This window comes from Pantanalinema rosaneae CENA516 (assembly GCF_050753385.1).
In the GTDB taxonomy this organism is placed as follows: Bacteria; Cyanobacteriota; Cyanobacteriia; order Leptolyngbyales; family Leptolyngbyaceae; genus Pantanalinema; species Pantanalinema rosaneae.
The window spans coordinates 16,035-41,261 of the sequence record NZ_JBLZFZ010000036.1 but is presented as its reverse complement, the minus strand read 5'-3'; the positions used below and the strand labels follow the sequence as shown (position 1 = coordinate 41,261).

At 50.6% G+C, this 25,227-nt stretch carries 21 protein-coding genes and 1 pseudogene; 8 read left to right on the top strand and 14 right to left on the bottom strand.

Annotated elements, in window-relative coordinates; translation table 11 throughout:
- Positions 1 to 438 precede the first annotated feature (438 nt).
- Entirely contained in the window at positions 439 to 8,271 is a 7,833-nt protein-coding gene (locus tag ACN4EK_RS19860; RefSeq protein WP_431659931.1) for a SpvB/TcaC N-terminal domain-containing protein, read from the bottom strand.
- A gap of 389 nt (positions 8,272 to 8,660) precedes the next feature.
- Here ACN4EK_RS19860 and ACN4EK_RS19855 point away from each other — a divergent pair.
- Positions 8,661 to 9,198: pseudogene (locus ACN4EK_RS19855) on the top strand (IS1 family transposase); the annotation flags it as partial.
- A gap of 5 nt (positions 9,199 to 9,203) precedes the next feature.
- On the opposite strand, the gene ACN4EK_RS19850 reads toward ACN4EK_RS19855, so the two are convergent.
- Positions 9,204 to 9,350, bottom strand: coding sequence for a DUF5996 family protein (locus ACN4EK_RS19850; protein ID WP_431659930.1), 147 nt, complete (start codon positions 9,348 to 9,350; stop codon positions 9,204 to 9,206).
- A gap of 498 nt (positions 9,351 to 9,848) precedes the next feature.
- Between ACN4EK_RS19850 and ACN4EK_RS19845 the strand changes: the two genes are divergently transcribed.
- Genes ACN4EK_RS19845 through ACN4EK_RS19835 form a run of 3 tightly spaced genes read left to right on the top strand, consistent with a single transcriptional unit; the run spans position 9,849 to position 11,047 of the window.
- Positions 9,849 to 10,334 carry a VOC family protein gene (locus tag ACN4EK_RS19845; RefSeq protein ID WP_431659929.1) on the top strand — a complete coding sequence of 162 codons (486 nt, stop codon included), beginning with the start codon at positions 9,849 to 9,851 and terminating at the stop codon, positions 10,332 to 10,334.
- A gap of 4 nt (positions 10,335 to 10,338) precedes the next feature.
- The gene (locus tag ACN4EK_RS19840; RefSeq protein WP_431659928.1) at positions 10,339 to 10,722 is read left to right on the top strand and encodes a nuclear transport factor 2 family protein; all 384 of its coding nucleotides are present in this window, start codon (positions 10,339 to 10,341) and stop codon (positions 10,720 to 10,722) included.
- Positions 10,723 to 10,744: 22 nt separating this feature from the next.
- A complete protein-coding gene (locus ACN4EK_RS19835) occupies positions 10,745 to 11,047 on the top strand; it encodes an isochorismate lyase (protein ID WP_431659927.1) in 303 nt (100 codons plus the stop codon).
- 41 nt (positions 11,048 to 11,088) lie between these two features.
- On the opposite strand, the gene ACN4EK_RS19830 is transcribed toward ACN4EK_RS19835, so the two are convergent.
- The 7 genes from ACN4EK_RS19830 to ACN4EK_RS19800 form a co-directional block, all read right to left on the bottom strand.
- Positions 11,089 to 12,150: a hypothetical protein gene (locus ACN4EK_RS19830; protein WP_431659926.1), complete on the bottom strand. Its 1,062-nt coding sequence runs from the start codon at positions 12,148 to 12,150 to the stop codon at positions 11,089 to 11,091.
- Positions 12,151 to 12,278: 128 nt separating this feature from the next.
- The gene (locus ACN4EK_RS19825) at positions 12,279 to 12,467 is read right to left on the bottom strand and encodes a PEP/pyruvate-binding domain-containing protein (protein WP_431659925.1); all 189 of its coding nucleotides are present in this window, start codon (positions 12,465 to 12,467) and stop codon (positions 12,279 to 12,281) included.
- Positions 12,464 to 12,979 carry a GNAT family N-acetyltransferase gene (locus ACN4EK_RS19820; protein WP_431659924.1) on the bottom strand — a complete coding sequence of 172 codons (516 nt, stop codon included), beginning with the start codon at positions 12,977 to 12,979 and terminating at the stop codon, positions 12,464 to 12,466. The genes ACN4EK_RS19825 and ACN4EK_RS19820 overlap by 4 nt, the downstream gene beginning before the upstream one ends.
- Positions 12,980 to 13,035: 56 nt before the next feature.
- On the bottom strand, positions 13,036 to 13,920 hold the full coding sequence (gene blaOXA, locus ACN4EK_RS19815) for a class D beta-lactamase (RefSeq protein WP_431659923.1): 885 nt from the start codon (positions 13,918 to 13,920) through the stop codon (positions 13,036 to 13,038).
- Between the two features lie 274 nt (positions 13,921 to 14,194).
- Entirely contained in the window at positions 14,195 to 14,755 is a 561-nt protein-coding gene (locus ACN4EK_RS19810; protein ID WP_431659922.1) for a protein-tyrosine phosphatase family protein, read from the bottom strand.
- Positions 14,756 to 14,837: 82 nt separating this feature from the next.
- Positions 14,838 to 15,710, bottom strand: coding sequence for an MOSC domain-containing protein (locus ACN4EK_RS19805; RefSeq protein ID WP_431659921.1), 873 nt, complete (start codon positions 15,708 to 15,710; stop codon positions 14,838 to 14,840).
- Between the two features lie 284 nt (positions 15,711 to 15,994).
- Positions 15,995 to 17,139 (bottom strand): IS3 family transposase gene (locus tag ACN4EK_RS19800; RefSeq protein ID WP_431659920.1). Its coding sequence is split into 2 segments (ribosomal slippage): positions 15,995 to 16,869 and positions 16,869 to 17,139, totalling 1,146 coding nucleotides; the frame shifts between segments, so codons are not numbered across the junction.
- A 92-nt stretch (positions 17,140 to 17,231) separates the two neighbouring features.
- Here ACN4EK_RS19800 and ACN4EK_RS19795 point away from each other — a divergent pair.
- The 4 genes from ACN4EK_RS19795 (at position 17,232) to ACN4EK_RS19780 (ending at position 20,993) form a co-directional block, all read left to right on the top strand.
- The gene (locus ACN4EK_RS19795) at positions 17,232 to 17,678 is read left to right on the top strand and encodes a Uma2 family endonuclease (RefSeq protein WP_431659919.1); all 447 of its coding nucleotides are present in this window, start codon (positions 17,232 to 17,234) and stop codon (positions 17,676 to 17,678) included.
- Between the two features lie 92 nt (positions 17,679 to 17,770).
- Complete coding sequence (locus ACN4EK_RS19790; protein WP_431659918.1) at positions 17,771 to 18,136, top strand: hypothetical protein; 366 nt, start codon at positions 17,771 to 17,773, stop codon at positions 18,134 to 18,136.
- 153 nt (positions 18,137 to 18,289) lie between these two features.
- Positions 18,290 to 20,707, top strand: coding sequence for a DISARM system helicase DrmA (gene drmA / locus ACN4EK_RS19785; protein ID WP_431659917.1), 2,418 nt, complete (start codon positions 18,290 to 18,292; stop codon positions 20,705 to 20,707).
- Positions 20,700 to 20,993 carry a hypothetical protein gene (locus ACN4EK_RS19780; RefSeq protein WP_431659916.1) on the top strand — a complete coding sequence of 98 codons (294 nt, stop codon included), beginning with the start codon at positions 20,700 to 20,702 and terminating at the stop codon, positions 20,991 to 20,993. The genes drmA and ACN4EK_RS19780 overlap by 8 nt, the downstream gene beginning before the upstream one ends.
- 28 nt (positions 20,994 to 21,021) lie before the next feature.
- On the opposite strand, the gene ACN4EK_RS19775 is transcribed toward ACN4EK_RS19780, so the two are convergent.
- The 5 genes from ACN4EK_RS19775 to ACN4EK_RS19755 all read right to left on the bottom strand — a co-directional run bounded on the left by ACN4EK_RS19775 (position 21,022) and on the right by ACN4EK_RS19755 (position 25,209).
- A complete protein-coding gene (locus tag ACN4EK_RS19775; RefSeq protein WP_431659915.1) occupies positions 21,022 to 21,420 on the bottom strand; it encodes a hypothetical protein in 399 nt (132 codons plus the stop codon).
- A 67-nt stretch (positions 21,421 to 21,487) separates the two neighbouring features.
- Entirely contained in the window at positions 21,488 to 22,405 is a 918-nt protein-coding gene (locus ACN4EK_RS19770) for a CPBP family intramembrane glutamic endopeptidase (protein WP_431659914.1), read from the bottom strand.
- Positions 22,406 to 22,503: 98 nt separating this feature from the next.
- The gene (locus tag ACN4EK_RS19765) at positions 22,504 to 24,477 is read right to left on the bottom strand and encodes an alpha/beta hydrolase (protein ID WP_431659913.1); all 1,974 of its coding nucleotides are present in this window, start codon (positions 24,475 to 24,477) and stop codon (positions 22,504 to 22,506) included.
- A complete protein-coding gene (locus ACN4EK_RS19760) occupies positions 24,474 to 24,791 on the bottom strand; it encodes a hypothetical protein (protein WP_431659912.1) in 318 nt (105 codons plus the stop codon). Before ACN4EK_RS19760 ends, ACN4EK_RS19765 begins: the two co-directional genes overlap by 4 nt.
- On the bottom strand, positions 24,781 to 25,209 hold the full coding sequence (locus ACN4EK_RS19755) for a hypothetical protein (RefSeq protein ID WP_431659911.1): 429 nt from the start codon (positions 25,207 to 25,209) through the stop codon (positions 24,781 to 24,783). Before ACN4EK_RS19755 ends, ACN4EK_RS19760 begins: the two co-directional genes overlap by 11 nt.
- Between the last annotated feature and the right edge of the window lie 18 nt (positions 25,210 to 25,227).

The following is a 25,227-nucleotide window of genomic DNA, read 5'->3' as shown; positions in this document are numbered from 1 at the left end:
CGGATGAATGAGGTTTTGGCTCCAAAAGCGGTCAGTTTTGAGGCAGGATCGGGGGGAGTATGTCTAGAACCAAAGGGGGAGCCTCCCTGTTTTTCCCAATGAACGATCCAGGCGTAGTCGTGCTCAGAATCGGGGGATTCATTTTTCAACAGATACTGAGCGGTCACAATGCCACCGCGAGTCTAGTTGTCCACTTCCACTGTTGAGAACACGTCTGTTTTCATTAGTTCCTCCAAGGCTGCGCGATCAGCATCTGTAGGAATTGATATTTGATAGGTGCCGACCGTATTTTTCATCTGAATTTACATTTTTCGCCTTTTAATTCTGATGCTTTTAACGCTTTGTTAGTACTTGGTTAATGTCAGGTTTCGTTGCGTCAATCCAACTTATGAGATCGGGCGATTGCACATCTTGACGACGAGCACAGTCCCGGTTCCATCATTTGACTCCCCCGTTTGAGAAAAAGACCTTTACTGTCCCTTCAAATAATTCCTCAAAAGCCGTCGCCGCTTCCTGACACGCCGAGCAAGGAACTCTTTCAGAGAAAATTGTGATTGTGCCGCGAACACGAGAGCCACCTACAGATTTCGGTATGATTCGGGCGAAGTGTTCAAGGATAAGACGTTCGCTGTCAACAGGCCGACTTTTTGAGTTCGCTGGCGGTAAAGCTCTACTCTTTGGTGCGTTTACATTGTTAGGGAGATTTGGTTGTTTTTGACCACTTACTGCATTTGCTGAAGACTTGACACCCTCTATATTTGCCCGGCCAGTAGCAACATTTCTAGTTGACTTTAATGTTTGACCTGTCTCGGCAGCTATTCCACGCAATTGATTTGTTTCCGTTAATCCTGCTTCTTTAGGTATCCTACGTAAATATCCTGGAATTCGAGGAACGACTTGACTGAGCTTCCCAAATATACCGCCTAATAAAGTACCATAAACAGCACCTTCTCCTCCTTCTTCAGCAGCACGCAATAGATCTAAATCTTCATCAGCTTCAGACTGTCGAATAAGTTCTTCACCTCCGCTATATGTTCCGCCTCCTATACCACCACTAACGCCACTACTGACAACTGCTCCACCACCCACACCTGCTGCTGCCCATACGCCCAATAATGATGTCCCTACAAATAAAGCAAATCTATTCACAAACCCTTCAGCATTGCGGAATTTTTGGCGTATTTGATTTATCTCTTCTGCTTTTTGTGCCGCTTGTGCTTGAGCAAACTTGTATTCCTTACGTAACTGAGGCAGATTGTTCCGAAATCTCAGCAGATCCCGATATTCTTGTCGGAGTTGCTGTTGTGCATATCGAATATTGTCTTCAATATCTGCCTGAACTTCTGGTGAGTAATTCTCACGGCTTGATTGGAAGTCTCTATTTGCCAAATCAACCTGGGTTGAACTTTTTTGATACTGTCCCAGCGCAGCACGATAGGCAAGATCTGGATCGCTGTGGACAGTTATCTCAGAATTGGTTCCAGAGGGATCGATTAAAGTTACCGGATTGTTCCGAGTATACCTGTAAAGATTAACTCCATCTATCATATTAGCGGGATCAACCGCAGTCCATCGTCCTAACCACGGCGCATAATACCTCGCCCCGTGATAGTACAACCCCGTCTCTTCATCCCGCTCCTTACCTGTATAGCGATACCGCTTCAAACTCACCTCAGCTATACTGCGCCCAGCCTGATATGCCGTTGTGCCATAGGGATGATATTCCTCATAGGAAATCACCGCTCCGCCCGCATCCAGTTCCAGAGAAGCAGAGCCTAAATGATTACTGAGTTGATAGCGACGGATGGGCGTGAGTAAGTCCGTAGGTGGGTTAATGCCGTCTCCCACATCAATAGCTTTGGTTTCCACTACCGCAATCCGCTGCTGGTCATCCATCACATGCAGCGTTTCCCGCTCCAGCGTTACCGTACTGCCATCGCCGCTGTATTCCCGATAAATCTCAAACCCACCCAAATAAATCCGCTCTTTCATACGGGTCGGTTCTACCCCTGGGTCGGCCTGCCGCTCCGTTACCTTCCGTACCCGCTGTCCGCCTGCATCGTAGACATAGTAAGTAATTTCCGGCGTACCGCCATCAGTGCGGACCTGCTTCGACGATGCCTGAAGCTGGTCTTTGAAATCCCATTCCATCAACGGTAGGTGGGGCATTTCAGTCATGTTGCCGTGGTCATCGTAACCATAGTTGCCCCATTGCTCCTGCGGTAGGCTGGTTCGCAGCAGTCGGTTATTCTCCTCTGCATATTCATAGTTGCGCGTCCAGGTTCCACCATTGGCAGCGTGAATCATCGCCAGGATATTGCCCACCGCATCATACCGATACTGCTCGGTATAGGTTCGCATTGCCTGACCATCATGGGGATGGGGCAGATTGCGCCGAGTAGAATCGTTGAAATCGTAATGGGGCTTTAACTCTGGGCGATTTTCTTGAGGATCGTTGGTCGTCTGTCCAACATGTTCTCGCCCGGTAGCCTGCCGCAGTTGATAGATGGCATCATAGATGTAGTCATTACTGGGAGATACGACTTCCCCATTAAAGAAGATCGTCTGCTGAGCCTCATCGCGAATCGAGGTGATATTTCCCACCGGATCGTAGGTGTAATGCAAATTCTGTAAGGACGAATTGCCATTTTCCCCGACGCGGGTTGTGCGTAAATTCGTTAAACGGAAGGTTTCTCGCTCATAAAAATATTCCGTTCGCACACCGTTGTCATATTCAATTAACGTGCGTTGTCCCTTCTCGTTGTAATCAATATTGGTTACGAACGGAACAAATTCTCCTGTACCCCGCAAGCGTACCGACATCTGCTCCAGTAGATTTGCCTCGTTATAGGTCGGTCGTGCTTCACTGCCATCTGGAGCAATCACGCTAATCGGTCGATTCAAAGCATCGTAGACAGTGCTAACGGTGAAGTTTTCTTCTACGAGGGGGGTGATCGCCTGAGCGATCGCCTCACGATCCAAAACATCCGTTGGCTCAACGGGTAACTGAGATTCAATGGTTGCCCAATCCATCTGTTGCTTGTATTCACGGGCAATTTGGCGACGACTACGGAGAGAATTTCCCTTAAAGTCATAGGCTTCTTCAGTGTTCGTCGCTGGGTTTTGTCCAGCATTGATCACAATGCCAGCACTATCAAAACTCATGAAGGGCTTGCCGCGCAGGTTCAAAGCCACTGCATTAGCGACCTTCTCGCCATATACCGTTCGTTCCACCAGCCTTTCTGAGGTGTCGGGCGACTCGCGCACAAATAAGTGAGTTGGACGCTGCAATTCGTCATACAGCAGCCGGGTCTCAAAACCTCGACTATTCCAACCCCGAATCGGATTACCCGCCACATTATTCAGCGTCCACCGTTCCCCCGCATCCGAACTGAGGGAATAGAGAGAATGACTCAAGAGGTTATAGGCAGTAGCTTCAAGCAGGGGATTGCCATTGCTATCCCGCAGCGGTTGCCCCTGCTCATCGCGAGTCACCATCGCATTCACCATCACCAGGTTGCCCCGTGCATCCTCCACATACAGCGAGTTGCCTTCAATATCCAGCCCCACTCGCGTTTCGGGGAATTCGTCTACCAGTGTGTCGTTCTCCTCAAACCGATTGTGGGCTACGGTCAAAATCGGACGACCCAGCGTATCGAGATGAACCGTACTGCGGGTTTCTGCATGGGCTTCTGTTCTTTGAGCCGCCCGTTGTTCCTCTACTCCACGCCCTCCACCAATGCGCTGCTCATGCCACGTTGGCAAATACTCGCTTTCGTCTAATCCATTGAAGAAACTCCCCACATCCTCGTCTTCTGCTGGATTCAGTAACACGGTATCGTTGACATCCCAGGTCGTCTGTTGCCAGGGGTCAAACACCACCTTCTCGTAGGTGTGGTTGGGGTGCAGCGTCGCCATCACTCGCTGAATCGGGTCGTAGAACAGCGTAGGACTGACACCTACCTGTTTGGCAAACTCAAACTCATGGGTGGCACTGAAAAATGGTTCGTATTGCTTAACGGGTTTGCCTTTATTGTTGAAGATCGTCCAACCCGTGCCAACCCAATGAGGATCGACAACTGGTGCATTTGGATCGCTTAAATCAAGAGAACCGGGTTCCGCCTGAATCTTTGTTTGGATGGCTCGACCAAACCCATCTGAGTAACCAAAACTTACTTGAATTTTCAGTCCATCCGGTGGCAGTGGATCGCTCACATGGGTTTCTCGCACCAGCGTTGCCCCAAATACGGGTTCGCTCGACGTTCTAAATCGTTCCAGGTCATAGATAATCCGGGTTGTCGCATTGCCCAGCAGCGATGCTGCCATACCCAATGGATCGGCAGCAAACGCTTCAATCTCCTGGGGCAGCAAATCTGCCCTGACCGTCCCATCCAACAAATCTCCCTGATTCTCGTCCGCCTTGCCCATCACGGCGGTTGCCACCACCATACCCAGCGCATCAAACAACACCTGGGCACGATTGCCATTGGGGTCAGTCAGTTGCCTGGGTTGCAGCACTCGATAGTCATTGTCAACGGTGACAACATTGTTTAACGGATCTTCCGTCTGAACCGTCAGCAGATCATAGTTGTCGTAGGTTGTGGTGTAGGTTTGCCCAAACGGGTCAATAGTTTGAATCGGCAGATAAAAATGATCTGGGTCAAAGATCGTGTGACCCGACGGCATCCACCACAGTCCATCCTGCTGAATGTAACGTCCTTCTTCACTAAGCATGGTGTCATTGACACGATCGCCATAAACTCGCTCCAGCAGCCCAGGGGTAAACGCCAATCGATGGGCTTCAAAGGGCAGCGCCAAAGATTCAACTGCACCCAATGGCAATGCACCCGATAAATCATTGCGGTAATAGAGGATGCGATCGCGCTTCACTAATCGCTTTTGCACCACTTCCGAAGCTGGTTGCACCTCATAGCTAATTTCTGTCGCCGCTTGAATGGCTTCCCGTAGCTCATCCAACGAGAACCGTTCATCCTCAGCGGTCGATACCGTGATTTCATAAACTCGCGTCTCAGCAGGCACCCCAATTCGGTAGAACATCTCTGACTCAGGGCGATGAATCACATCGACTTCCGTGTAGGTGATGTAGGTTTGGCTCTGGGCTTCCCGGACTCTAGGATGTTCAGGTAATGCGTCTGAGCGTCTGGGATAGGCAACTGCCGCAGACTTCTTGACCGTACCGAATTCATCGACTTCTAGCGTTAGTTGGTGTCCTACCCGTGGATCATCGGGATTGCGATCGTAGGCATAGCTGATTGCCTCACTCGGATGCACAAAGAACACTGCATACTGCCTATCCTGCTTCGGTTGCAGCCTGCGAATCTGGTAATCTTGCTCCGATACGCTGTAGGGATGCTCACTTTGATTTGACTCGTCTAAGGCATATACCTCCTGCCGCAACAGACTACCCTTTAAGGCACGACAGGCTTCATGCTCCTCCTGAGCTGTCAAGCCAGTAGGCAAATGGGTATCGGGCAATAGCGATGCCTGAAATCGGGCTTCAATCTCCGCTCTTTCTGCCTCGGTGGCATTGGGTGGAATGCGATGACGTGGCTCCCGATAATATTCCTCAGTGAAGAGTTGGGAGATGTGATTGCGATCGCGGTAAAACCCTGTATGGAACCACGTCTTTGTCCGCACTGGCGGCACATGGAACGCGGCATCTGTAGCATTCGTTGCTCCTTCACTCTGGAATGCCGCAAAGGATTCCGTATCCAGTTGCTCCACGTAGCCAAAGCCGCGAAACTCCCGTTCTTCTCCATCAAAATAGCCGTGACGATAGCGGTAACTGGTGACAAAGCGATTGCCGGAAAGGTGGTCGATCGTCTCCACCCGTTCCACCACATGCACCGGAAACGGAATTTTCGTAATCCAGGGTGTTCCCGCCTGTTTGTCCTCTAAATAAAACTTCGTCGATGCCGCATACTGTAACCACGTCTCTGCGCCCAGGTTATTTTGAATCATCCGCAGCAAATGGGGCTTCTGTCCGCCCATCAGATCAATGTACTGCATCCTCTGATGGAACGCCCCTGGTAACGGTGATGACCAGACCAGACAAGCCGTACCATTCCCCAACAAATCCACTGTCTGCACCGATGCCAGGTTATCGACCCTGGGGAAATTCCGCAGACGATGCGGCTCACCCCAGCTATTTCCTGCCTGATTAAACCAGAGGCTGACCGCTTCTCGTCCCAAATAGATAATATCCGTCGCGCCTGACCCATCAATATCTGCCAGGCGAATCCGTCGTTGCTCAAATAACTCTGGATGGTCAAAGTAAGGCGGTTTGCCCATCGTCACCTTGGCACCAAACCGCCCGTAGCCCATGTTGGACCAGTAGCAAACCTCGCTGTTGCGAATTCGCACAATATCATTCAACCCATCCCCGTCCATATCTGCCAGGTAGATAGATTGAGTGCCATCAGCAAAGACCAGTGCTGCCCCCTGTTCCTCATCCCGTAACTTGCGGGCAATGGACGAATCCCCAAATCCTTCCTCTGCTTTCGAGGGATACCAGACAAACACCTCATGCTCTGAAATTAGAATATCCGCATGACCATCGCCATTCAGGTCAATCCACCGCAGATTGGGGTCATTCCAATCCAGATTGGGAATGGACTTGAAGGGTTTAAAAGAAGTCCAGTTTTGCTGATGTCCTCGCTCATAAAATCCGGTCAGTCCCTTACTCAGCAACACCAGATCCTGCTGCCCATCGCCCGCCAGATCCATTAATCGCTGCTGGCTGTCCTGCAAATTCGAGACTGATGGTTTTGTTGCAACTAACTGAACAGGTGCAAACTGCGCTTCCCCCAGATTCGCTTTATAAAACCAGCCCTCCGCCTGCTCCGTCAGAATGCCAGAAATCCCTTCTCCATCTAAATCCAGCCATTGATAAATAGCATCGTCCAGCCCGATCGGTAGATTCTTCAAGCTTTCTGCATCCATGGTTTGGATGGTTTCGTTGATTTGGGGGCGATCGTAGGTGAGTTGCAGAGGAGGGAGCGATCGCCTTCGATACGGCTCTGTTGGTGCGTCTCTAACATATCCCATCTGTGTTGCTGAAACCAGATAGGTAGCAACCGGATCTTTGTCATACCGGAAATCAGTCGATCGCACCAACGTCCAATTGGCTCCCAGTTCCTCAAATTGATGGAACATCAACACCCGACGGCATAACCGCTGGGTACGAATCTCAAACCCAGAACGGAAGGTGGAAAACGCATCTGGACGATGGAGCCAAGTTTGATCTTCATTCGGTGTTGGATTATCAGATGCCAACCGCTCCTCTAGAGGCAACTCCTCTAGCGTGCTGTCATCTAACCGTGGATCATTCGTGCCGTGCTCCCCATAGTCAAACACCACCCCAAACAGCCAGTTGTTGCGCTGGTAGGGGTTCTGATTCCCGTAGAAAATTTTCTTCAGATACTTGTTGGTATAGCTATGCCCATTAGCCAGCCGATTCTTCTCTTGGATCAATGCAGGATTCACATTGTCAGGGTTTTCCTGCTTGTACTGGTAAATAATCACATTACCTTTATCGTCATAGCTCTCGCAGAGTAGCCACTCAAACACTCTAAAGGGTTTGAGCGGATCAACAACACGATTCTCCAAAGTCTTGCCGTAAACACTAGTGATATTGTCTTTAGTTACAGAACGCCAGTGAACGTCTCCAGTTTCCTGATGCTGCCATCGCTCAATTCGAGCAAACAAACCTTCAATTCGAGGTTGATAGCGCTGAACCGTATAAGTGCCCAAATGGGGATAGCTGGCAAGTACAGACTCGATGCGGCTCGGCGGCAGGTCTGAGTCAAGCACTTGCTCAGGCACTAAGATAGGTTGAGTATCCCGCACCCAGGCACTTCCCTGCTGTAGCAGAGCTGGAACCAGATCTTCTGCTCCTGAAAGGAGAAAAATATCCGAATCTTTTGCATCTCCATACTGGGGCAATCCCTTCTGAGTCTTACGGGTGATCGAAGGAACGCCTAAATTCCAACCCAATCCAAACGCCCCATTCCCTGAGCTAGAGTCATAGCTGAGAGAAATCTGCGGAGCAAAGCCCGCTCGCCCCGGTGAAACTGCGATCGGAATACTTAAAGAGCCTGTTCCGGTTACTGGATTGATATCAAACGTTTCGCCGATGCCCTGAATTGCCCCTCCACCCTTGGGTAACGAGACAGCAGGAGGTGGAGCCACATACCCATTCTTGCCGTTGGCAGATTGATTATCATCAGCTTTGGCAGACGAGGAAAGCATACCAATTCCCTTTGCAGTAGGCTTAATCGATGGAGAAATGTCAGTGATCCTGAACTTAAAGCGACAGTTGCTGTAGCAATAATTTAATTCTGAACAAACTGCTTCTGTATGTATTCACCCTCAAGGGTACCTTCTGAAAATCTTGAAATCAACTATTTTGATACTAAATGTTGTACTTCAAAAAATTGCATAAATATGCTATTTTTTGCACAATCTTGCTATAGCTTCGAGTGTAATTTAGAAATTATCTGTAACTTGCAATGCTTACAACCTACGCTTAGAAGAACCTTTGCCGCCCAAAATTACTCTGGTAATGTTCTAGACATGGGGATAGGGATCAGGGAAAATAGAACCACCTGAATCAATTAGAGTTGCTAAAAACAACTACGATGGTACTTAAACCTGTACATTGTCCCACTTGCGACAGCACTAACATTGTCAAACACGGCAAGACTGCTGAGGGCAAACAACGATATAAATGTCGAAATTCTGAATGCACTCGCCATAGTTTTGTTCTAGAGTATTCCTACCGAGGTTACTTGTCTGATGTGAAACAACAGATTTGCGAGATGGCGCTCAATGGCAGTGGTATTCGTGATACGGCTCGGGTACTCAAGATTAGTCCGACAACAGTCATTGAAGAATTAAAAAAAAGATCGTCATCTTGAACAAGTCAATCGTCGATTATTGGAACAACTCAATCCAACTGCTGTGACCATTGTGAAACACATTGAGGAAGCCGAAGCCGACGAAATGTGGAGCTTTGTCGGTTCTAAAAAACAGGAGCGTTGGTTATGGCATGCCATTGACCATCAAACCGGTCAAGTGTTGGCGTATGTGCTAGCAGACCATAAAGACCAGGCGCTGGTCAAGCTAAAAGCATTGTTAGAACCGTTTGGCATTCAAACCTTTTACACGGATGGTTGGGAAGTCTAATGATTCACTTGAGGAGCAAGGGACAACCGAATCTTGCCAATGATTTGTGTCCACAGGTGAAGGGTTGTATTAGTATCTTGCCCAGTTGCAACGGGCAACGGTGTCCAAATATCGGTCGATGGGGATGGCGGGGGAGTAGCCACGATAGAAACCTCAATGCAAATGAAAGCCAGATTTGGTAATCAACGTCAGGGCTATTTGTCTCAAGGATATGTCTTAGGAGGAATCTATCTAACTTCTGGCATCTTTCGTCAACATGACAGCAGTGACACTCGATGAAACATTTCCAGACTTGAACGCTGTTGAGCGGGGCGTAACTCCACTGCACACTTATCTCTCGCAGATGGTGCAATCAAGCGATCGTCAGTAAGATGACTGGAAGCCCGTATCCAAATGCCAGTCAGTTAACATATCTCTTCTGCTTCAGTCCTCTCCCATAAAGTCGCTGCATCGGAACGCCGCAAGCTGATCGGTTAAGTATTCAAAGTTGTCTGCGTCGGTGATCTCGGTCGTTATCCAGTCTATGTGAAGCGCAGTGAAGCCACGCTAGAATGGGCGAAACTGTCGTCCGAGCCAATATTCTTCGACTGAGCATATCGTTGACTCCGGGTTTGGGTGGCTCGTCTTGATGGAGAAGTGACATGGAAAAGCCAGCAAAGAACACGATTTGCCTCTGGTACGATGGCACCGCCGAGGACGCAGCGCGGTTTTACGCCGAGATTTTTCCTGATTCGTCCGTCGATGCCGTGCATCACGCACCGGGAGACTTTCCATCGGGAAAGCAGGGAGACGTGTTGACCGTCGAGTTTACCGTGATGGGAATTCCCTGCCTCGGACTTAATGGCGGCTCTGCATTCAAACACAACGAAGCGTTCTCGTTTCAGGTCGCGACTGTTGACCAGGCTGAAACCGATCGCTACTGGAATGCAATCGTCGGCAACGGCGGGCATGAGAGTGCCTGCGGCTGGTGCAAAGACAAATGGGGATTGTCCTGGCAGATTACACCGATCGTCCTGACGAAAGCGATCGCTGATCCTGATCCGGCTGCTGCCAAGCGTGCGTTTGATGCCATGATGCAGATGAAAAAGATCGATATTGCTGCGATCGAGGCAGCGCAGCGTGGTTAATCTTATGCCAGATCAACCTGCTCTAGAAATCGAACTGCTCCGCGCCGCATACGCAGCCTTCAACGCGCGTGACCTTGATGCCACCCTTGCCCTCATGACTCCTGATGTGCACTGGCCGAAAGCATTCAAAGGCGGTTTTGCCCGTGGGACGGAAGAAGTCCGCGCTTACTGGACAGAGCAGTGGAGCGAAATCAATCCCCACGTTGAGCCGATTGCCTTTCACGTAGAGGATGCTGGGCAGGTCTTGGTCGAGGTGCATCAGGTCGTGTGCGATCTTGCTGGAGCCGTGCTTGCCGATGAATACGTGGGGCATCGTTTTACCATTGAGCATGGCTTGATTCAAGCGATGGAAGTCTGTCCCCTTTCATCGTCCGACCTCGGTGCTTAACCACACACTCCAGTGAACGCCTATGAAGACCCCCGAACAATGTGAGAGTATGCTAGACATTCGAGCCGAAATCGATCGGTTAGACCGTCGAGTTGTTGCGCTTCTGGGTCAGCGTTTCGCCTATGTCAAAGCGGCCTCTAAGTTTAAGACGAGTGAAACGACCGTCAGAGCACCGGAACGCTTGCAAGCGATGTTGCAGCAACGTCGGGTCTGGGCAGACGAGGAAGGATTAGATGCGGATGTGATCGAAAAAATGTATCAGGATTTAGTGAATTACTTCATTAACGAAGAAATGAAGCATTGGAAACAATCCGAAATTCAGTAGACGCACCACGTAATTGGGGCATCGGAGGGGAAAAACTTGCATCAATCTAGATATCCCAATCCCAGAAGGATAAACAGAAGTAGGTTGGTGGTTAACGCGATCGCACCAACGCCACATCCCAGACAGAGAAATCTTTTAATCGATTGATGGGTGTATCGTCCAATCAAGATAGCCGCCACAAATGCCAGGACAATTGAAATGGCTGTAGAAAACCACATCAATGGATAGCCCTGCTGTACCCAAAGGGTGTTGGATAAACCCAGGAAATGGAGGACATAGTTTGAATTCCACATCAAAGCCCACCAGCAAAGACTGAAAATTCCGGCACTACTGCCAAGGCTGATCAGAATTCTGGTGAAGAGATTCAGGTTACGCCAGAGCAGAAGTGCAGTCGTGATCAGGGTGATCAGGCCAATGGCGATCGCTCCCGCCGGTACCACCCTGTTCCAGGTATCAGGAGTCAATCCATAGGGTGTAACAGCGTCATAGGGCACTCGACCCAGGACTCCGCCCATTAACTGATACATGCCAAATCCACAGGCAACACTGGCAAACCCTTTGCTCAAATGACCGGGATGGAGCCAGGTGAAGAAAGCCGCACCGATGCCTGCCACCAACGCTAGCCCGGTACTGATCCACAGCAAGCGATCGCCCAACTGTGCAAGAGCAGTTCTAATCCAGTATTCTTGTTGAATTGTTTGCGTTTGTTGAGGACTCAAGCCCAGATTTGTAATTTCATACAGATTGGACAACATTGGCGCGTAGGTTTGCCCGGTTTCCTGGCAACCAACCGATCGCCCATCGTAGGAAACGCGACAATTACTCAAGTCATATTGATAACCCTGTCCTTTGGTCGCATTAATTTCTAGCAAACGGTTTTGAAGATCTGCCTGACACTGAAATTGCTGGGCTGTCTCTGTACAGCTAAAAATTCGATTTGGTAGGTGAATGACGGTGTTCTGTTCAGTCCGAATGGATATCCCAGCAAAGGGGGTATTCGATGCGCTGGGAGCATTTTGCAGCAGTATTACCAGAAATGCGCCAACCAGCACGACCCATAGGCTAATTAAAAACTGCGAGAGAAATGTGGCTGCTCGATGCATTATTTCTGGCTCACTCGTTGATAGGGTTGATCGATAGTTTTTGCAAAGTGCAAGTTCCAGTTATTTCTGTCATCACGGCCTGCTTTATAAAAAGTTTAAAGTTTCAGGATAAATGAGCGCGATCGCAATCACCAGTAATTTGTTAATCGACGATGTTTCTTCAATGATTTTTTGAAGGGGATCGTAGCAATACAAAAGCCATCTGGTACGAGAATTCCTTCAATCTTGGAGAGTTCTCCCAAGTTTGCGCTTTTACCTCCAACAACCCCGATTTTTGTTTTGTCAATGTCCTGAAAACCAAGCACATCCAAACTCATAGCTTGACCTCTTTTTCTTCTAGAAGATGCCAATCCTCTCGATTTAGGCGATAGACAAAGCAATCATCGTCTCCAAATTGGCGACGCTCTACACGTTGAAATCCCAACCGTTCATAAAAGCGATGAACGCGAGTATTGCTGACCAGCGGATCAACGAGGACTGCCGTTACCAATGGGTCAGAAAAACAGCGGGTCAGGGCAAGGTGCATCATTTGAGTCCCATAACCTTTACCTAAATCGGTTTCCGCTCCAATCCAGATGTCGATCGCCCGGAGATTTTCTGCCGCATCACCCCAGTAATGGCTCTCCTCTCGTGCCGGATCGATAATTTGAATAAATCCGATCGCCCGACCGTCGATCTCTGCAATCAATTGTTCTCGCCAATCAGGAGTGCGATCGAGTTCTTCCTCCCAATTCCAATCATCGTTTGGATCAGAGGCGATTACATGGGGTTGCTCATCCCAGTGTCGCAGAAGATCTAAATCAGCAAGAGTGGCAGAGCGTAAATTCATTGCAGGGGTAATTTCTGAATTGGAGGGAGGAGCTTTAAATTGCTACTGAAATTTACTTACAGCAGCCCTAATGCTTGAAAACTACGACGAGTGACTTCTAATCGTTTAGCAGCATCTTGCGAATTCGATATCACAATATTTGTGGCAAAGAAATAGACATTGTTTTTCTGTTCCAAATATCCCACAATCCAGCCAATATTAGGATCGACGCTGTTGATCCAACCCGTCTTACCACGCAGGGTATAGTCTGGTGTTTTCTCAATAATCATCATGTCTTTGACCAGATCGATCGTGCGTTGCGAGAAGGGTAAATCGTTTTGCTCTAATCGTTGTAAAAACTCAATCTCTTGCTTCGGCGTAATCTGCAACGGACCATCCAACCAGAAATGATCAATTCGATCCGGCGTACCAATCTGCTGATTTCCATAGTTCACTTGCTTAACAAACTGCTGCATTCGTTCATGCCCATTTTTGCGAGCGAGGACTTGATAAAACCAAACTGTCGAATCTTTGAAGGCTTGACGCAGGTTTGTATCGTGATTCCAGGCTGGAATTTCGCGTGTAATGCCATCCCAGGTTAGCACTGAAACATCATCTCGAATGACTCCCGTTTCAAGAGAAATGAGCGCATTCAAGATTTTGAAGGTCGAAGCAGGAAAAAAGGTAGTTGTGTTGCGAGATGGATTGTGTTCGTAGAAGCGTTGATTGTTTTTGTCGTAAATGACGATCGCGCCTTCGATTCCTAATTCCTGAAACGCTTGCCCAAAGTCAGGAGTTTGTGCGATTTCAGCAGCAGGCTCAAGTTGAGTAGAGGTAGATTGCAATCCTGGAGAGCTAGACAACGCCGAATGCGCCGAAAGACTGATCAAGCTACAAATCAACAGCAATGCGATCGCCCCACTCATCAGTCGAAAGGGTTGAATGAACTTGAATAGGTGCATTTTTGCCTCACAATGACTGAACTTGCAGGACTACACTGAAGCTAAAGCAGATTCCAGAAATCTCTGATATGGCTTTTTCAAAGTAGCGCGCAGCAAAGCTGATCCGGTACAGATCGCGTTCGCTTTCCACTTCACCCAATCAGGTGAGGCTGGTATTTCTCTACCTTTTGATAGATTGTTATTGCTAGAGTCCTTTATGCTGTCAGTTTTTACAACATTTTATTCAACTCGTTTCCAATTTTGTTCTGTCGTTTCATCTGCGAGAAATAGACATTCAATTCTCAGTACTCTTACATCGCTCGCATTCATGCAATAATCGATCCAGTTCCGCTGCAACTTTCCAAGGATTGCGTCCTGTGAAAAGAGCGGCAACGATCGCTTCGTGGGGATTTCTCCCAGTTTGCTTGACGGCTGCGATTGCTGCCTGAGGGGAGAAGCCTCGTCCTGCCACTAACCAGGCAGCTAGAACGTGTCCTGTGCGCCCAATTCCACCTGAGCAATGAACCACAATCCGCTCATTTTTCTGATTAGCAGTCGCTAAGAACGGTAAAATTTGATGAATCAGTAAATCTGGATCGGCATAGTAAAAGTCTTCGATCGATGCCCAGCATACCTGGTCAATCCCAAACGTTTGTCGATAAACGTCAAGCAGAGGTTCTTCCGATCTTTTGGCATAGCGAGCGAGTTGAGATTCGGGGAGCAAACAGCATACTCGCTTGATCTCCTGGCGCTGCATAAACTCAATCCATTCGTTGACTTGCTCGTTGCTGTATCGAGGGCGGGCAGAGCCGAACACAATGGTTTCACGCTCTGAGGCAGCGGAAAATTTGTACATAGTGAGCATATTCAATCATTCAGACACCTGATCCTAACAGTTAGGGTTTTATAGCGGCTTGCTCACTGTTCTAGTGGAACTCTTACTGCAAGCCGATGAAATCACCCTGGCAAATTTTTCCTTCATGAAGCACCGTTGCATAAACTCCAGCGATCGCCGGAAGTACCTTTCCGGGAGCAAGAGTGAAACTTTCGACCTGGTTATGCTGTGCGACAGTTCGTAAAATACCCGTATCGTGGGGTAAATTTCCCTGGGGTAGGGTGGTTATCACACAGCGAGGACAGGGATCAATGAATTGAAGTTGGACACTCATTCCAATGGTTGCCCGACACCCTAACCAGTGATTTTCAACAAAGCCTGATTCAGTGGTATTGGTTTGTATCACGATGTTCGGGCGAAATCGACGTACATCAAATTGTCCTGAAGGAAAAAGTTTTTTGAGGCGATCGATCGTTGCAGTTGTCAAAAGATGAATGGCGGAATAATCGAAAAATGTTCCTGTCGGTGCAGCAAACGCAACTTTTTCCTCGCGAATTGTTTCCTCACCAGAATTATCCAGGGGTGTTCTATCCGCTTCACGGGTTGGATTAGCGGGAGCCTCTGCCAGTAATGTCACATCACGTCCCAACTGCTGTGAGAAAACTTGATTGATATTCGATTGGGTACTGCAAACTATCTCGCCATTGGGTAAGGTAATCCATACAGGTGGCAGAGGTTTGCCTGGTTGGGGTGGTTCAACAAATCGAGCCTGGCACTCTAGAAGCTGGCTCCATTTGCGAGGATATTTTGCACTGGCGATGTACCCTGTCTCTCGATCAACGAGAGCATAAGCGCGATCGCCTAACACGCCTCGTTCTGTCACCTCGACTCCATCAATTTCTTCTCCCTGCATCGATTTAATCGGGTAACGTCGTATGGAAAGAACGCTTCCAGCGATGGTAGTTTCAGTACCCATAGTGTTCGTTTCCAAACTCCTGAACTTTGATAATTGGCGGGTCGGGTTCATCTGCCCAATAATCTGTGCTTTCAAATTTCCCAACCTTGCCCATCGATCGCGATAGCCACTTGTCCAAGTCGGGAAAGTAACAAACCTCATAAGGCAAGTTTTCTCCCATCATTAGGATATCCACAGGCTCATCGGTGTGATTGTAAAACTGATGAGCAATGAGGTGGACCCAATCGGTTGGACAATTCTGAGGGATCTCTAAGCTCTGAAATGAGAGATCTCCAAGTCCATATTCAAGCTTTTTCTCCAAAGAGCGATCGCGTTTCCCAATAAACGACTTCTGGAGTGCGATACTTTAATGCTTGATGTGGACGCTCTTGATTATACCAATGAAACCATCGTTGGACTTCCTTGTTCAAATAAATTCCATCTTCAAACGCCATCAAATAAATCAACTCATACTTCAGCGATCGCCACAGGCGTTCGATAAAGATGTTGTCATGACATCGTCCTCGACCATCCATACTAATCGCGATGCCAGATGCCTTGAGGCAGGCTGTGAACGAGTTTGAGGTGAATTGGCTACCTTGATCGGAGTTGAAGATCTCAGGTTTGCCATAGAGAGCGATCGCCTCCTGAAGTGCCTCCAAACAAAAGGTGACATCAAGCGTGTTAGAAATCCTCCACGAGAGAACTTTGCGACTAAACCAATCCATCATGGCAACCAGGTAAAAATGCCCCTTCAACACTGGCAAATACGTGATGTCAGTACACCACACATGATTAGCCCCAGTCACCTTGAGATCCCGCAGCAGATAGGGATAGACCTGATGCCCCGGATGAGCTTGAGAGAGCCGAGGTTTGGGATAAATCGCTTCAATGCCCAACTGGCGCATCAAGCGTTGTACCCGTTTGCGATTCACTGCATAGCCCTGTTGGCGCAGCATCACGGTCATCTTCCGACTCCCGTAGAAGGGTGTTTCCAGGTATTGTTGGTCAATCAGCTTCAATAGGGTCAACTCCTCCTCGGGCAGCGCTTGGGGTCGATGGTAAAAGCTGGAACGGGCAATGCCGAGCAATTGGCATTGGCGCACCACACTCAGTTGCGGGTGGTCAGACACTACCAGGGCTTTTCGTGCTTCAGTCCCAACTGTGCTGACCTGCTGGCTAAAAAATCCCGTTCCACCTTCAATTGCCCAATCTGCCGATACAACTCATTGATTTGGGCTTGCTGGTTTTCATCGGCTTTCGTCGATTCGCTCCCCTTCTCAAACAGACTGCTGGCTTCCTCCAACACCTGCCGTTTCCAGTTGTTGATCATCGTCGGATGCACTTCGTACTGACTAGCCAACTCAGAGACGGTTTTCTCGCCTCGAATTGCTTCGAGGGCGACTTTAGCTTTGAATTGAGGGCTGTATTGCTTGCGTTTGTTACTCATGAACTACTCCTACCATTTCTTGAGTCGTTCAGAGCTTAACCCTCTGTCCAATTTTTGGGGACCACCTCAAGCATGGAGCCATCATTCGCTTCTTGACGCAGCAGTTTGAAGACACCATTACCCAAACCGAGCAACCCTGGGTGGCATTGCCTGCTTTGGTAGGCGTTCGCTCCCCACGCGGTAGACGCTGGGATACCTCCCGCATTCCCGACGTGACTGTTCTGCCTTTGGTGCAGTGGGAAGCAATGGAAAACCGAGAAGCTGTGATTGACTTCAATGAGCCACCGCCCCTGCTGGTGATTGAAGTCGTTAGCCCTTCGACCCAACTCGATGACTATCGCTCCAAACGCTCGGAATATGGACTCCTAGAAATCCCCGAATACTGGATCGTCGATCCGCTGGACGCGAAAGTCACTATTTGCCTTCTCGATCACGAGTTCTACGATTTAACCGAATTTCAGGGCGAAGACGTGATGCAGTCGCCCCTTTTCCCGGATCTGAAGCTGACTGCCGCTCAAATTTTGGCAGGCAAACGATGAGCGACACTCCCGCGCATCTTCTCTTGCCTCACCTTCAGCTTTGTTGAGACGGCATCTACCGCATTAGCCTGCCCCATACTAAGGTTGCTCCTGTGCCCACAACCGCTGCTGACATTCGCTCCACCCTAGTCGATGCCCTACAAATCGATTTGGTTGGTCCTAAACCTGATGACACAGAACATGCAGAGGAAGTGCTAACCCAAGCACCCTCTAAGTGGTATCTCACGGGTTTCCTAGCTCCCTTTGGCGCAAAACCCGACGATCGGGCTGACGATGAAGGGGATACGGAAGTGGACGAATTAGGCGATACGGCATCCAGCGAAGATAGCCAAACTCCAGACAAGTCCCCTGCCCGAAAAGCCTTATTTCCTGCCTCAATGGGACTGAGCTTTTTGCTGACAAAGGACACGAAAGCACTGCAAACAACGGTGAATTGGGGAGACTATATCCCTATATAGCCGTCCTCGATGATCCTTGAAATCACAGAGCCGTATGAAGCAGGGTTTGTACAGAATCCCGTTTCACAGTCTAGATAGGATCGCTATATCACTGGAAAAAGACAAAATTGAGGTCCCGGAGTCAGAGGAGCAGCAAAGACGTAAGCCAATGGGTTGGCAGCGAATCCCTCAGTCTGTGACTCTCAGGGCAAGGTTGCCCAGGATTTGTTGAATCGTGCCAGTCGCGCCTGCGATCGCATCGCCGCCGGGCTGAATGCTTTAGATGATCCAGATGTTCTGGAAGCCTTTCGGATTGCCAACCGGGCTGTCGCCACTTCCCGTCGTCGTCAGCTCAGCCAAGAATTAGGCGGTTCCCCAGATAGGTTTGATCCACCCGAATGGCGACCGTTCCAGATCGCCTTTATGCTGCTGAATCTAGTCAGTATTGCCCAACCGGATCACTGCGATCGCGGTATCGTTGACCTGCTGTTCTTCCCCACGGGTGGCGGTAAGACTGAAGCCTATTTAGGACTGGCAGCCTTCACCCTGGTTCTCCGCCGCCTCAAACATCCAGGAATTCAGTCGGCAGGAATGAGCGTCTTAATGCGCTACACCCTGCGCTTGCTCACCCTGGATCAGCTTGAGCGGGCATCTCGTTTGATTTGTGCCTTAGAGCTGGAACGACAAAAAAATCCCAACCGACTAGGTGACTGGCCCTTTGAAATTGGGCTGTGGGTGGGACAGAGTGCCACGCCGAACAAAATGGGTAAACGGGGCGATCGGGATGAATACTCAGCGCGGGAACGAACCCTGGCATTCAAACGGGATAGCAGAAGCAAGCCCTCCCCAATTCCTTTGGAACGGTGTCCCTGGTGTGGGGAAAAGTTTTCTTCCAATTCCTTCCAACTCCATCCCAACGAGGATACGCCCAAGAATCTAACCGTCGTTTGTGTCAATCGGGGCTGTGATTTCCGTAGCCGTAATCCGCTCCCCGTACTGGCGGTGGACGAACCCATTTATCGACGATTACCCTGTTTTGTGATTGCTACCGTTGATAAGTTTGCTGCCTTGCCCTGGGTGGGTCAAACTGGCGCATTGTTTGGGCGAGTGACCCATTATCAGGAAAAAGGAAAACCTGAGGAAGGCTTTTACAGCAAAGGGGATGCGACCGTTGCGGGTAAGCCATTGGCATCCTACCTGCCCCCGCCCGATCTGGTAATTCAGGATGAGTTACATCTGATCTCCGGGCCACTGGGCACCATAGTGGGATTGTATGAAACCGCGATCGATACCCTCTGTTGCTACACCAAGGACGATAAACCGATTCGCCCCAAAATCATTGCCTCTACCGCAACTGTTCGGCGGGCTAGTCGTCAGATTCAGGCACTCTTTGGACGCAGCCACGTTGACATCTTCCCGCCACCCAGCCCCGATCGGCATGATTCCTTCTTCGCTAAAACCGATTTTAATGTCCCTGGGCGGTTATACCTGGGCATTGCGGCTCAGGGGCGCAGTCTTAAGGTGATTCTTTTGAGAGCGTATCTGGCAGTGATGGCATCTGCCTACAAGCAGTATGAGGAACAGGGCGGCAAGCGGAACAAGGAGAACCCTGCTGATCCTTATATGACCCTGCTGGGCTACTTCAACTCCTTACGGGAACTGGGCGGGAGCCGTCGCATTGTCGAGGATGAAGTGAATTCGCGCCTTGCCAAGTATGGCGATCGCCTGCGGTATGGCGAACTGGTGGGTCCATTCATGAGCCGCAAGATTGATGATGAACCGGAAGAACTCACTTCACGGGTTAGTACCAATAAAGTGGCAAACGCAAAACGTCGCTTAGCGCTGCCTTTCCACGAAAACGAACGGGTTGATGTTGCCCTAGCCACCAATATGATTTCGGTCGGTCTTGATATTGTTCGACTGGGATTAATGGTTGTCCTAGGGCAACCCAAGACGGCTGCTGAGTATATCCAGGCCACCAGTCGCGTTGGACGGGATTCCAACCGTCCCGGTTTAGTTGTGACCCTGTTGAATATTCACCGTCCCCGCGATCGCTCGCACTACGAACGCTTCCAAAGCTGGCATAACAGTTTCTATCGTGCCGTAGAAGCCACCAGCGTGACGCCGTTCTCGCCAAGAGCGTTGGATCGGGGCTTGGCTGGAGTCGTTGTCGCATTGGCTCGTTTGGGGATTCCAGAAATGACGGCTCCCCTCGGGGCTTCTCATATTGGTAGCCAGCGTCCAGCCGTGGATGCCGTGATTGACGCGATCGCCAGTCGGGCGGAGAGCCACAGTCCTGATTTAGATGCCACAACATCAGGCGACCTGCGCCAACGGGTCAGAATGCAGGCAATGGATCTGATTGATACCTGGCAACAAATCGCCGATCGCGATCAGCGGTTGCAATATCAAAAGGAAGCGGATTTAGCTCCCCCCCTCTTGCTGGATGCCCTGAATCCAGATGCCAACAGAGAACCCCTGGAACGGCAGAAATTTAAGGCTTACCGGAGCCTACGGGATGTGGAGGCAACGGTCAACTTGTGGGTGAAAGACCCTTATGGCATGACGATGGAGGAGGAAGGCAATGAGTAATCCAAGACGGAGAGCTAAACCCAGTGGGGAGTTGCGTCAGAGCCAGGTGTTAACCACCTTTGGACCTGGTGCAATGGTTGATTTACCGAACCGTTCCGTCGTCATCTCAGGTTTAACCTATTGGAGAGGGGAACGACAGTTTATTCGGGAAGATCGTCTGCGGTATAAAGTTTCAAAAAGTTTGAATCTTGCTGATGACCAGAACATTCAGCTTTACACACCGCCCCAACAATCCAATGATCCCCAGGCTGCCATTACTGGGATTGATGCTTTAGGTCTGCCATGACCATTGTGGTCTGGGCATAACCAACCCACTACCAAAGCCCTCTGACAGATCCCCCTGAATTCCTCCCGTAGGGAGCGGTATCCCAATAGACATAGATGGATTGGTTCGAGAGACGAAAGATCACTCCGCGATCGCCCAAACCAGCATTGTCACGGGTAACGGGTTTGCCATTTTGATCCACATACTTTTCGGGCTGGTCGCCAACGGGTCGCAGGTCATAGCGCCGACCATTAGGTAGTTGAATGCCGACCGCACCCTGTCGCTGGGAGTAGGTGCAGAGACCAGAGGATATGGCGCGATCCTCTCCGGCAGGAAAGATATCGCAACGGGCATCGACGGTATCGGCTTTGACGGCAACAGCAGTCCCCAGGGTAGCGATCGCAGTCATGGAAACCAGTAAGCAAGCATTTACACGGTTGTTCATCATTTCATTTACCTCTTTGTACTCAAGACTCAAAACCAGGTTTGCGGTCGCAAGATATCGCCGGAACACTCTAACTATGTTGGACTTCGGCTCCGGATTTGTGCTTCCAGGATGGGGGCACGATCTTGCCGCGCCGCACCGCCAGAACCAGCACGACCACAGTGAACGTGAGACTCACCAGCATGGCGATCAGCGATCCCTCTAAGCCAGCGTTGCCGCCAGTCAGCCATTCTGGACCTGTGACAATGGTCTTAAACAGTCCCTTCGCCTCATTGCCGGATATATTGACGGAGTAAATTGCGCCCATCGTGTAGTTCCATGCGATATGGAGACCAATGCCCATCCACAGGCGGCGGGTGAGTATATAGGGCGCTGCCAGCATCGGACCAAACGCGAGGACGATCGCCGCGATTCCTACAAAAGTCTCGCCTTCGTTCCCCAAGTGAATGAGACCGAACCACACGGACGAGAGCGCCAGAGCGCCCCAACCGCCGAATACACCCTCAAGAATGCGAAACACCACGCCACGGAACATCAGTTCCTCGGAAATGGGTACCAGTAGCACAAACCCTGTCACGGCCAGTGGGTTTTGCCAACTGTCAATCCCCTCGATGCGGTAGAGGCCGAGAACCATAGCGATCAAAATGCAGAGGGTGATCAGTCCGAAGCCGAGCAACAGGCCGAGACCGAGTTCGCGACCCTTGCGGGGCAGAGTCAGTTCGCTGACCCGTCGGCGTTCCACGAAATGTCCCCAACTGAAATAGACGAGCATCAGGTTCGCGACAACCAACACGCCCCCAATGAGAGATTGCACCTGGTTTTGGAAGATTGCCGGTGAAATCAGATATGCGAAGCTAATGTCCCTCGCCTTGGACATGAGGTAGTAGAGCACCAGCAGGTTGACGAACGGGTTACGCAGAATCCGCAGTAACCGGCGAATTTTTGAATCAGTTCGTATATCCATTTTTGAATCGGTTGATGTATCCATGTAATGACGCTCTGTGGGAAACAAGGATTGGCTCAGGTATTAACAAGATCAGGCAGCTTGGCGATCGCCCAGGTGCCAAAACGTTCTCGCGATCGGGTTTACTTTGCAGGCGGCAGCACAAACTGCGGGAACAAGTCAGCCGTACAGCGCGTATCCGGGGTGCGAGTCGGATTATTCACAAAGGCGACGCCGATATCCTTGGCGCACTGGGAGAACTCGATCACTCCATGACCGGCGCTGGAAAACTCCACAAAGGTGCCGTTACGCAGCCGCTCCATCACCTGAACGCCCATGCCACTGTGGGTCATGGTGTCGTAGCGCCCTTGCAATACCAGGGTGGGGATGCGGCTGTCAGTCGGGGCACGTTCGCTAGCGGGAGCAGGTTCAACGGGCCAGAAGGAGCAGATGTCGTAAACTTCTTGGGCAGATTTCAGCCACCTGACCCCAAGTTGGGGGATCCGCATCTTGTTGTAAGTGGTCTTGACCTGGTTCATGTCGGGTGATTGTTCGCGGCAGTTGACACTGCGGAACATCCCCCAAGTAATCAGTTGATCGATGGGGATAAAGGAGTCAGTGAGGGCAGACACCACCTCGTAGACATGGCGCACTTCGAGGTCAGACAGGGCATTGACGGCAGCGGTAAGGGTAGCGGCGGTGTCCCCCTTAAATTCTTCGGCAACAAAGGTGCGCAGGGTTTCCCGATCACGCGGGGTATCCAGGTAACCAACTCCATAGAAATTCGCCAGCAGCAAGGTTTTCTGCGGTTCGGGCAGGCTATTGATCGCGGCCTGCACCTGCTGCACCCAGCGACTGGCAGGGCGGCTCGTTTCAGCGGCGGCAGCTCTGGCACGCAACAGCTTGTCGGCTTTGGCTTCAAAGTCACTGGCTTGTAGGCGATAGGACTCCGGCGAGGGTTCCAGGGCGGGGGACGTCGGGGCATTGGCAGCGAGAGATCCGGTAATAACCCCCTCAAAGGTCGTGGTCTTACCCTGCTCTAGCTCATGGACAATCAGCGGCAGGTAGGGGGCAATCTGCCGGGGGCGCGAGTTCATTGCATCAATCAGGGCGACAAACTCGGCTGGGGTGACGCGATCGATGGGGGTGGAGTTCCCCTGAGCGGTGATGGGTTTTGCCAGGGGAATCGGGGTTTTCTCCAGCTTGGCGAGTAGGGCTTGGGTGCGCGGTGCCAAGTTGGGGTAGGCGGCGCGGCAGGCGGCATTGGCTTCGCAGTCTGCGACCAGATTGAGGAAGCTAACTTCCTGAGAGCGCACATCGAAGGTATACGTGTTGACCTGCATGGGTACCGTGGAGTCGAGCACCACGCTGCGAACCCGATCCGGGTGGTTGATCATAATCCGCTGTGCCAGGTAGGTGCCGTAGGAAATGCCGTAGAGGTTCACCTGCTTGTAGCCGAGGGCAGCAGTCAAGTTCACCACATCCTGGGCGTTGTTAGGGGTGTTGTAGTGGCTCAAATCGTTGCCATGTTTTTCTAACACGCGAGCGCACAGGGCATGCATGGCATAGAGTTTTACGGTGCTGTCGTCGGCATTGGGAAAGCGCGATCGCAACTGCTTCATCAGGGGATCAATCACGCTCACATAGGCACCGCTGGGGTTGAGCAACAGACCAAAAGTAATTAGTGCCGTCGGGGCACAGCCTAAGCGATTGGAGAACTGAGTGCCCCGCTGATCGAGCAAAATGAGGTCGCGAGTTTGGCGCAGCGGTTCGTAGTTTTTTGCCCGTGTTTCCAGCACCGACGCTTGCAGCAAGCTACCTCCTGGGCCACCGCGCAGATCCATAATCGGGTCGGGGGCAGGGGAAAGGCTGCGGCTCCGCAGGACAGCGTAGGTCAAGTCAATCTGGCGACCTTTGGGGTTGGCGTAGTTTTCTGGCACAGTGAGAATGCCGCAGGTGATAGTTTTGCCCTCAATTTCGTTAGGGGGCAGCACCGTGGGGCAGGGGATAACGGTGAGGGGGTAGCGAGACGTTTGGGCAGAGGCGGGAATTTGGGCGGCGAGGCTAGCAGCAAGGGCAAGTAAGGGAAGGGTAAAGATGGGAAGTAGGCGTTTCATGGAGAGATGGGGTGATGAGGGAGATAGGGAAGTGGGGTGAGGGGGAAGTGGGGAAGTGGGCGATGCGGTGAGCGATGAGTCGAACCGAGATAGGGCGATCGCAGTTTGGCACTTTGTTGAATCGCGATCGAATCTTGAATGGCCGTCAGGTCAGCACCAAAGGCAGATTCAACCAGTTGAGTGGGGTCATACAATTGCCGCAGTTTCACCTGCTCGGCTTGCAATGCTTGCTGTGTCAAATGTTCGTGCCCAAATACTGCCGCGATCGTGGCACCTAATCCAGACCAGAGTAAAAAGCGGCGGTTAAATTTCATCTTGCTCACCGGATGCAGGAGAACGGTTTGAAGTTAAGGGGAGTTTGCTCACATAAAAATGATTGACCGCCTGCCCCACGCCCCAGAAGTAACAGAAGGCAGCTATTCCCGGTGCTAATGTCCCAACCAGTGGCACTACAGCTCCCACGGCGACAACCAATAACCAGACCAGAACCCCCATCAAAATCGCGCTCGCGATGCCAAACAGAATGCCAATCCGGGCTAAGAGATCGCCGCCCTGCTGAAATTGCCAGAGGCGGGCAATGCTAATCACCAGCAAACCGTTGAGCAGCATCAGGGCGATCGCTTGCCAGATGCCAATGTTGGGAATCGGCAGCAGGGCAATGATCGCCGCACCCAGCGCATAATCCAGAATCAGGTTGCGGGCTTTGAGGTTGACTTTAGCGGGATGATCCATAGCGATCGCGATGGATGG

Bases quoted from the DNA above. Each gene is read 5' to 3' on its own strand.
- ACN4EK_RS19830 (WP_431659926.1), bottom strand. From the start codon at position 12,150: ATGCATCGAGCAGCCACATTTCTCTCGCAGTTTTTAATTAGCCTATGG.
- blaOXA (WP_431659923.1), bottom strand. From the start codon at position 13,920: ATGCACCTATTCAAGTTCATTCAACCCTTTCGACTGATGAGTGGGGCG.
- ACN4EK_RS19810 (WP_431659922.1), bottom strand. From the start codon at position 14,755: ATGTACAAATTTTCCGCTGCCTCAGAGCGTGAAACCATTGTGTTCGGC.
- ACN4EK_RS19805 (WP_431659921.1), bottom strand. From the start codon at position 15,710: ATGGGTACTGAAACTACCATCGCTGGAAGCGTTCTTTCCATACGACGT.
- ACN4EK_RS19770 (WP_431659914.1), bottom strand. From the start codon at position 22,405: ATGGATACATCAACCGATTCAAAAATGGATATACGAACTGATTCAAAA.
- ACN4EK_RS19780 (WP_431659916.1), top strand. From the start codon at position 20,700: ATGAGTAATCCAAGACGGAGAGCTAAACCCAGTGGGGAGTTGCGTCAG.
- ACN4EK_RS19775 (WP_431659915.1), bottom strand. From the start codon at position 21,420: ATGATGAACAACCGTGTAAATGCTTGCTTACTGGTTTCCATGACTGCG.
- ACN4EK_RS19845 (WP_431659929.1), top strand. From the start codon at position 9,849: ATGGAAAAGCCAGCAAAGAACACGATTTGCCTCTGGTACGATGGCACC.
- ACN4EK_RS19840 (WP_431659928.1), top strand. From the start codon at position 10,339: ATGCCAGATCAACCTGCTCTAGAAATCGAACTGCTCCGCGCCGCATAC.
- ACN4EK_RS19820 (WP_431659924.1), bottom strand. From the start codon at position 12,979: ATGAATTTACGCTCTGCCACTCTTGCTGATTTAGATCTTCTGCGACAC.
- ACN4EK_RS19825 (WP_431659925.1), bottom strand. From the start codon at position 12,467: ATGAGTTTGGATGTGCTTGGTTTTCAGGACATTGACAAAACAAAAATC.
- ACN4EK_RS19860 (WP_431659931.1), bottom strand. From the start codon at position 8,271: ATGCTTTCCTCGTCTGCCAAAGCTGATGATAATCAATCTGCCAACGGC.
- ACN4EK_RS19835 (WP_431659927.1), top strand. From the start codon at position 10,745: ATGAAGACCCCCGAACAATGTGAGAGTATGCTAGACATTCGAGCCGAA.
- ACN4EK_RS19765 (WP_431659913.1), bottom strand. From the start codon at position 24,477: ATGAAACGCCTACTTCCCATCTTTACCCTTCCCTTACTTGCCCTTGCT.
- ACN4EK_RS19755 (WP_431659911.1), bottom strand. From the start codon at position 25,209: ATGGATCATCCCGCTAAAGTCAACCTCAAAGCCCGCAACCTGATTCTG.
- ACN4EK_RS19760 (WP_431659912.1), bottom strand. From the start codon at position 24,791: ATGAAATTTAACCGCCGCTTTTTACTCTGGTCTGGATTAGGTGCCACG.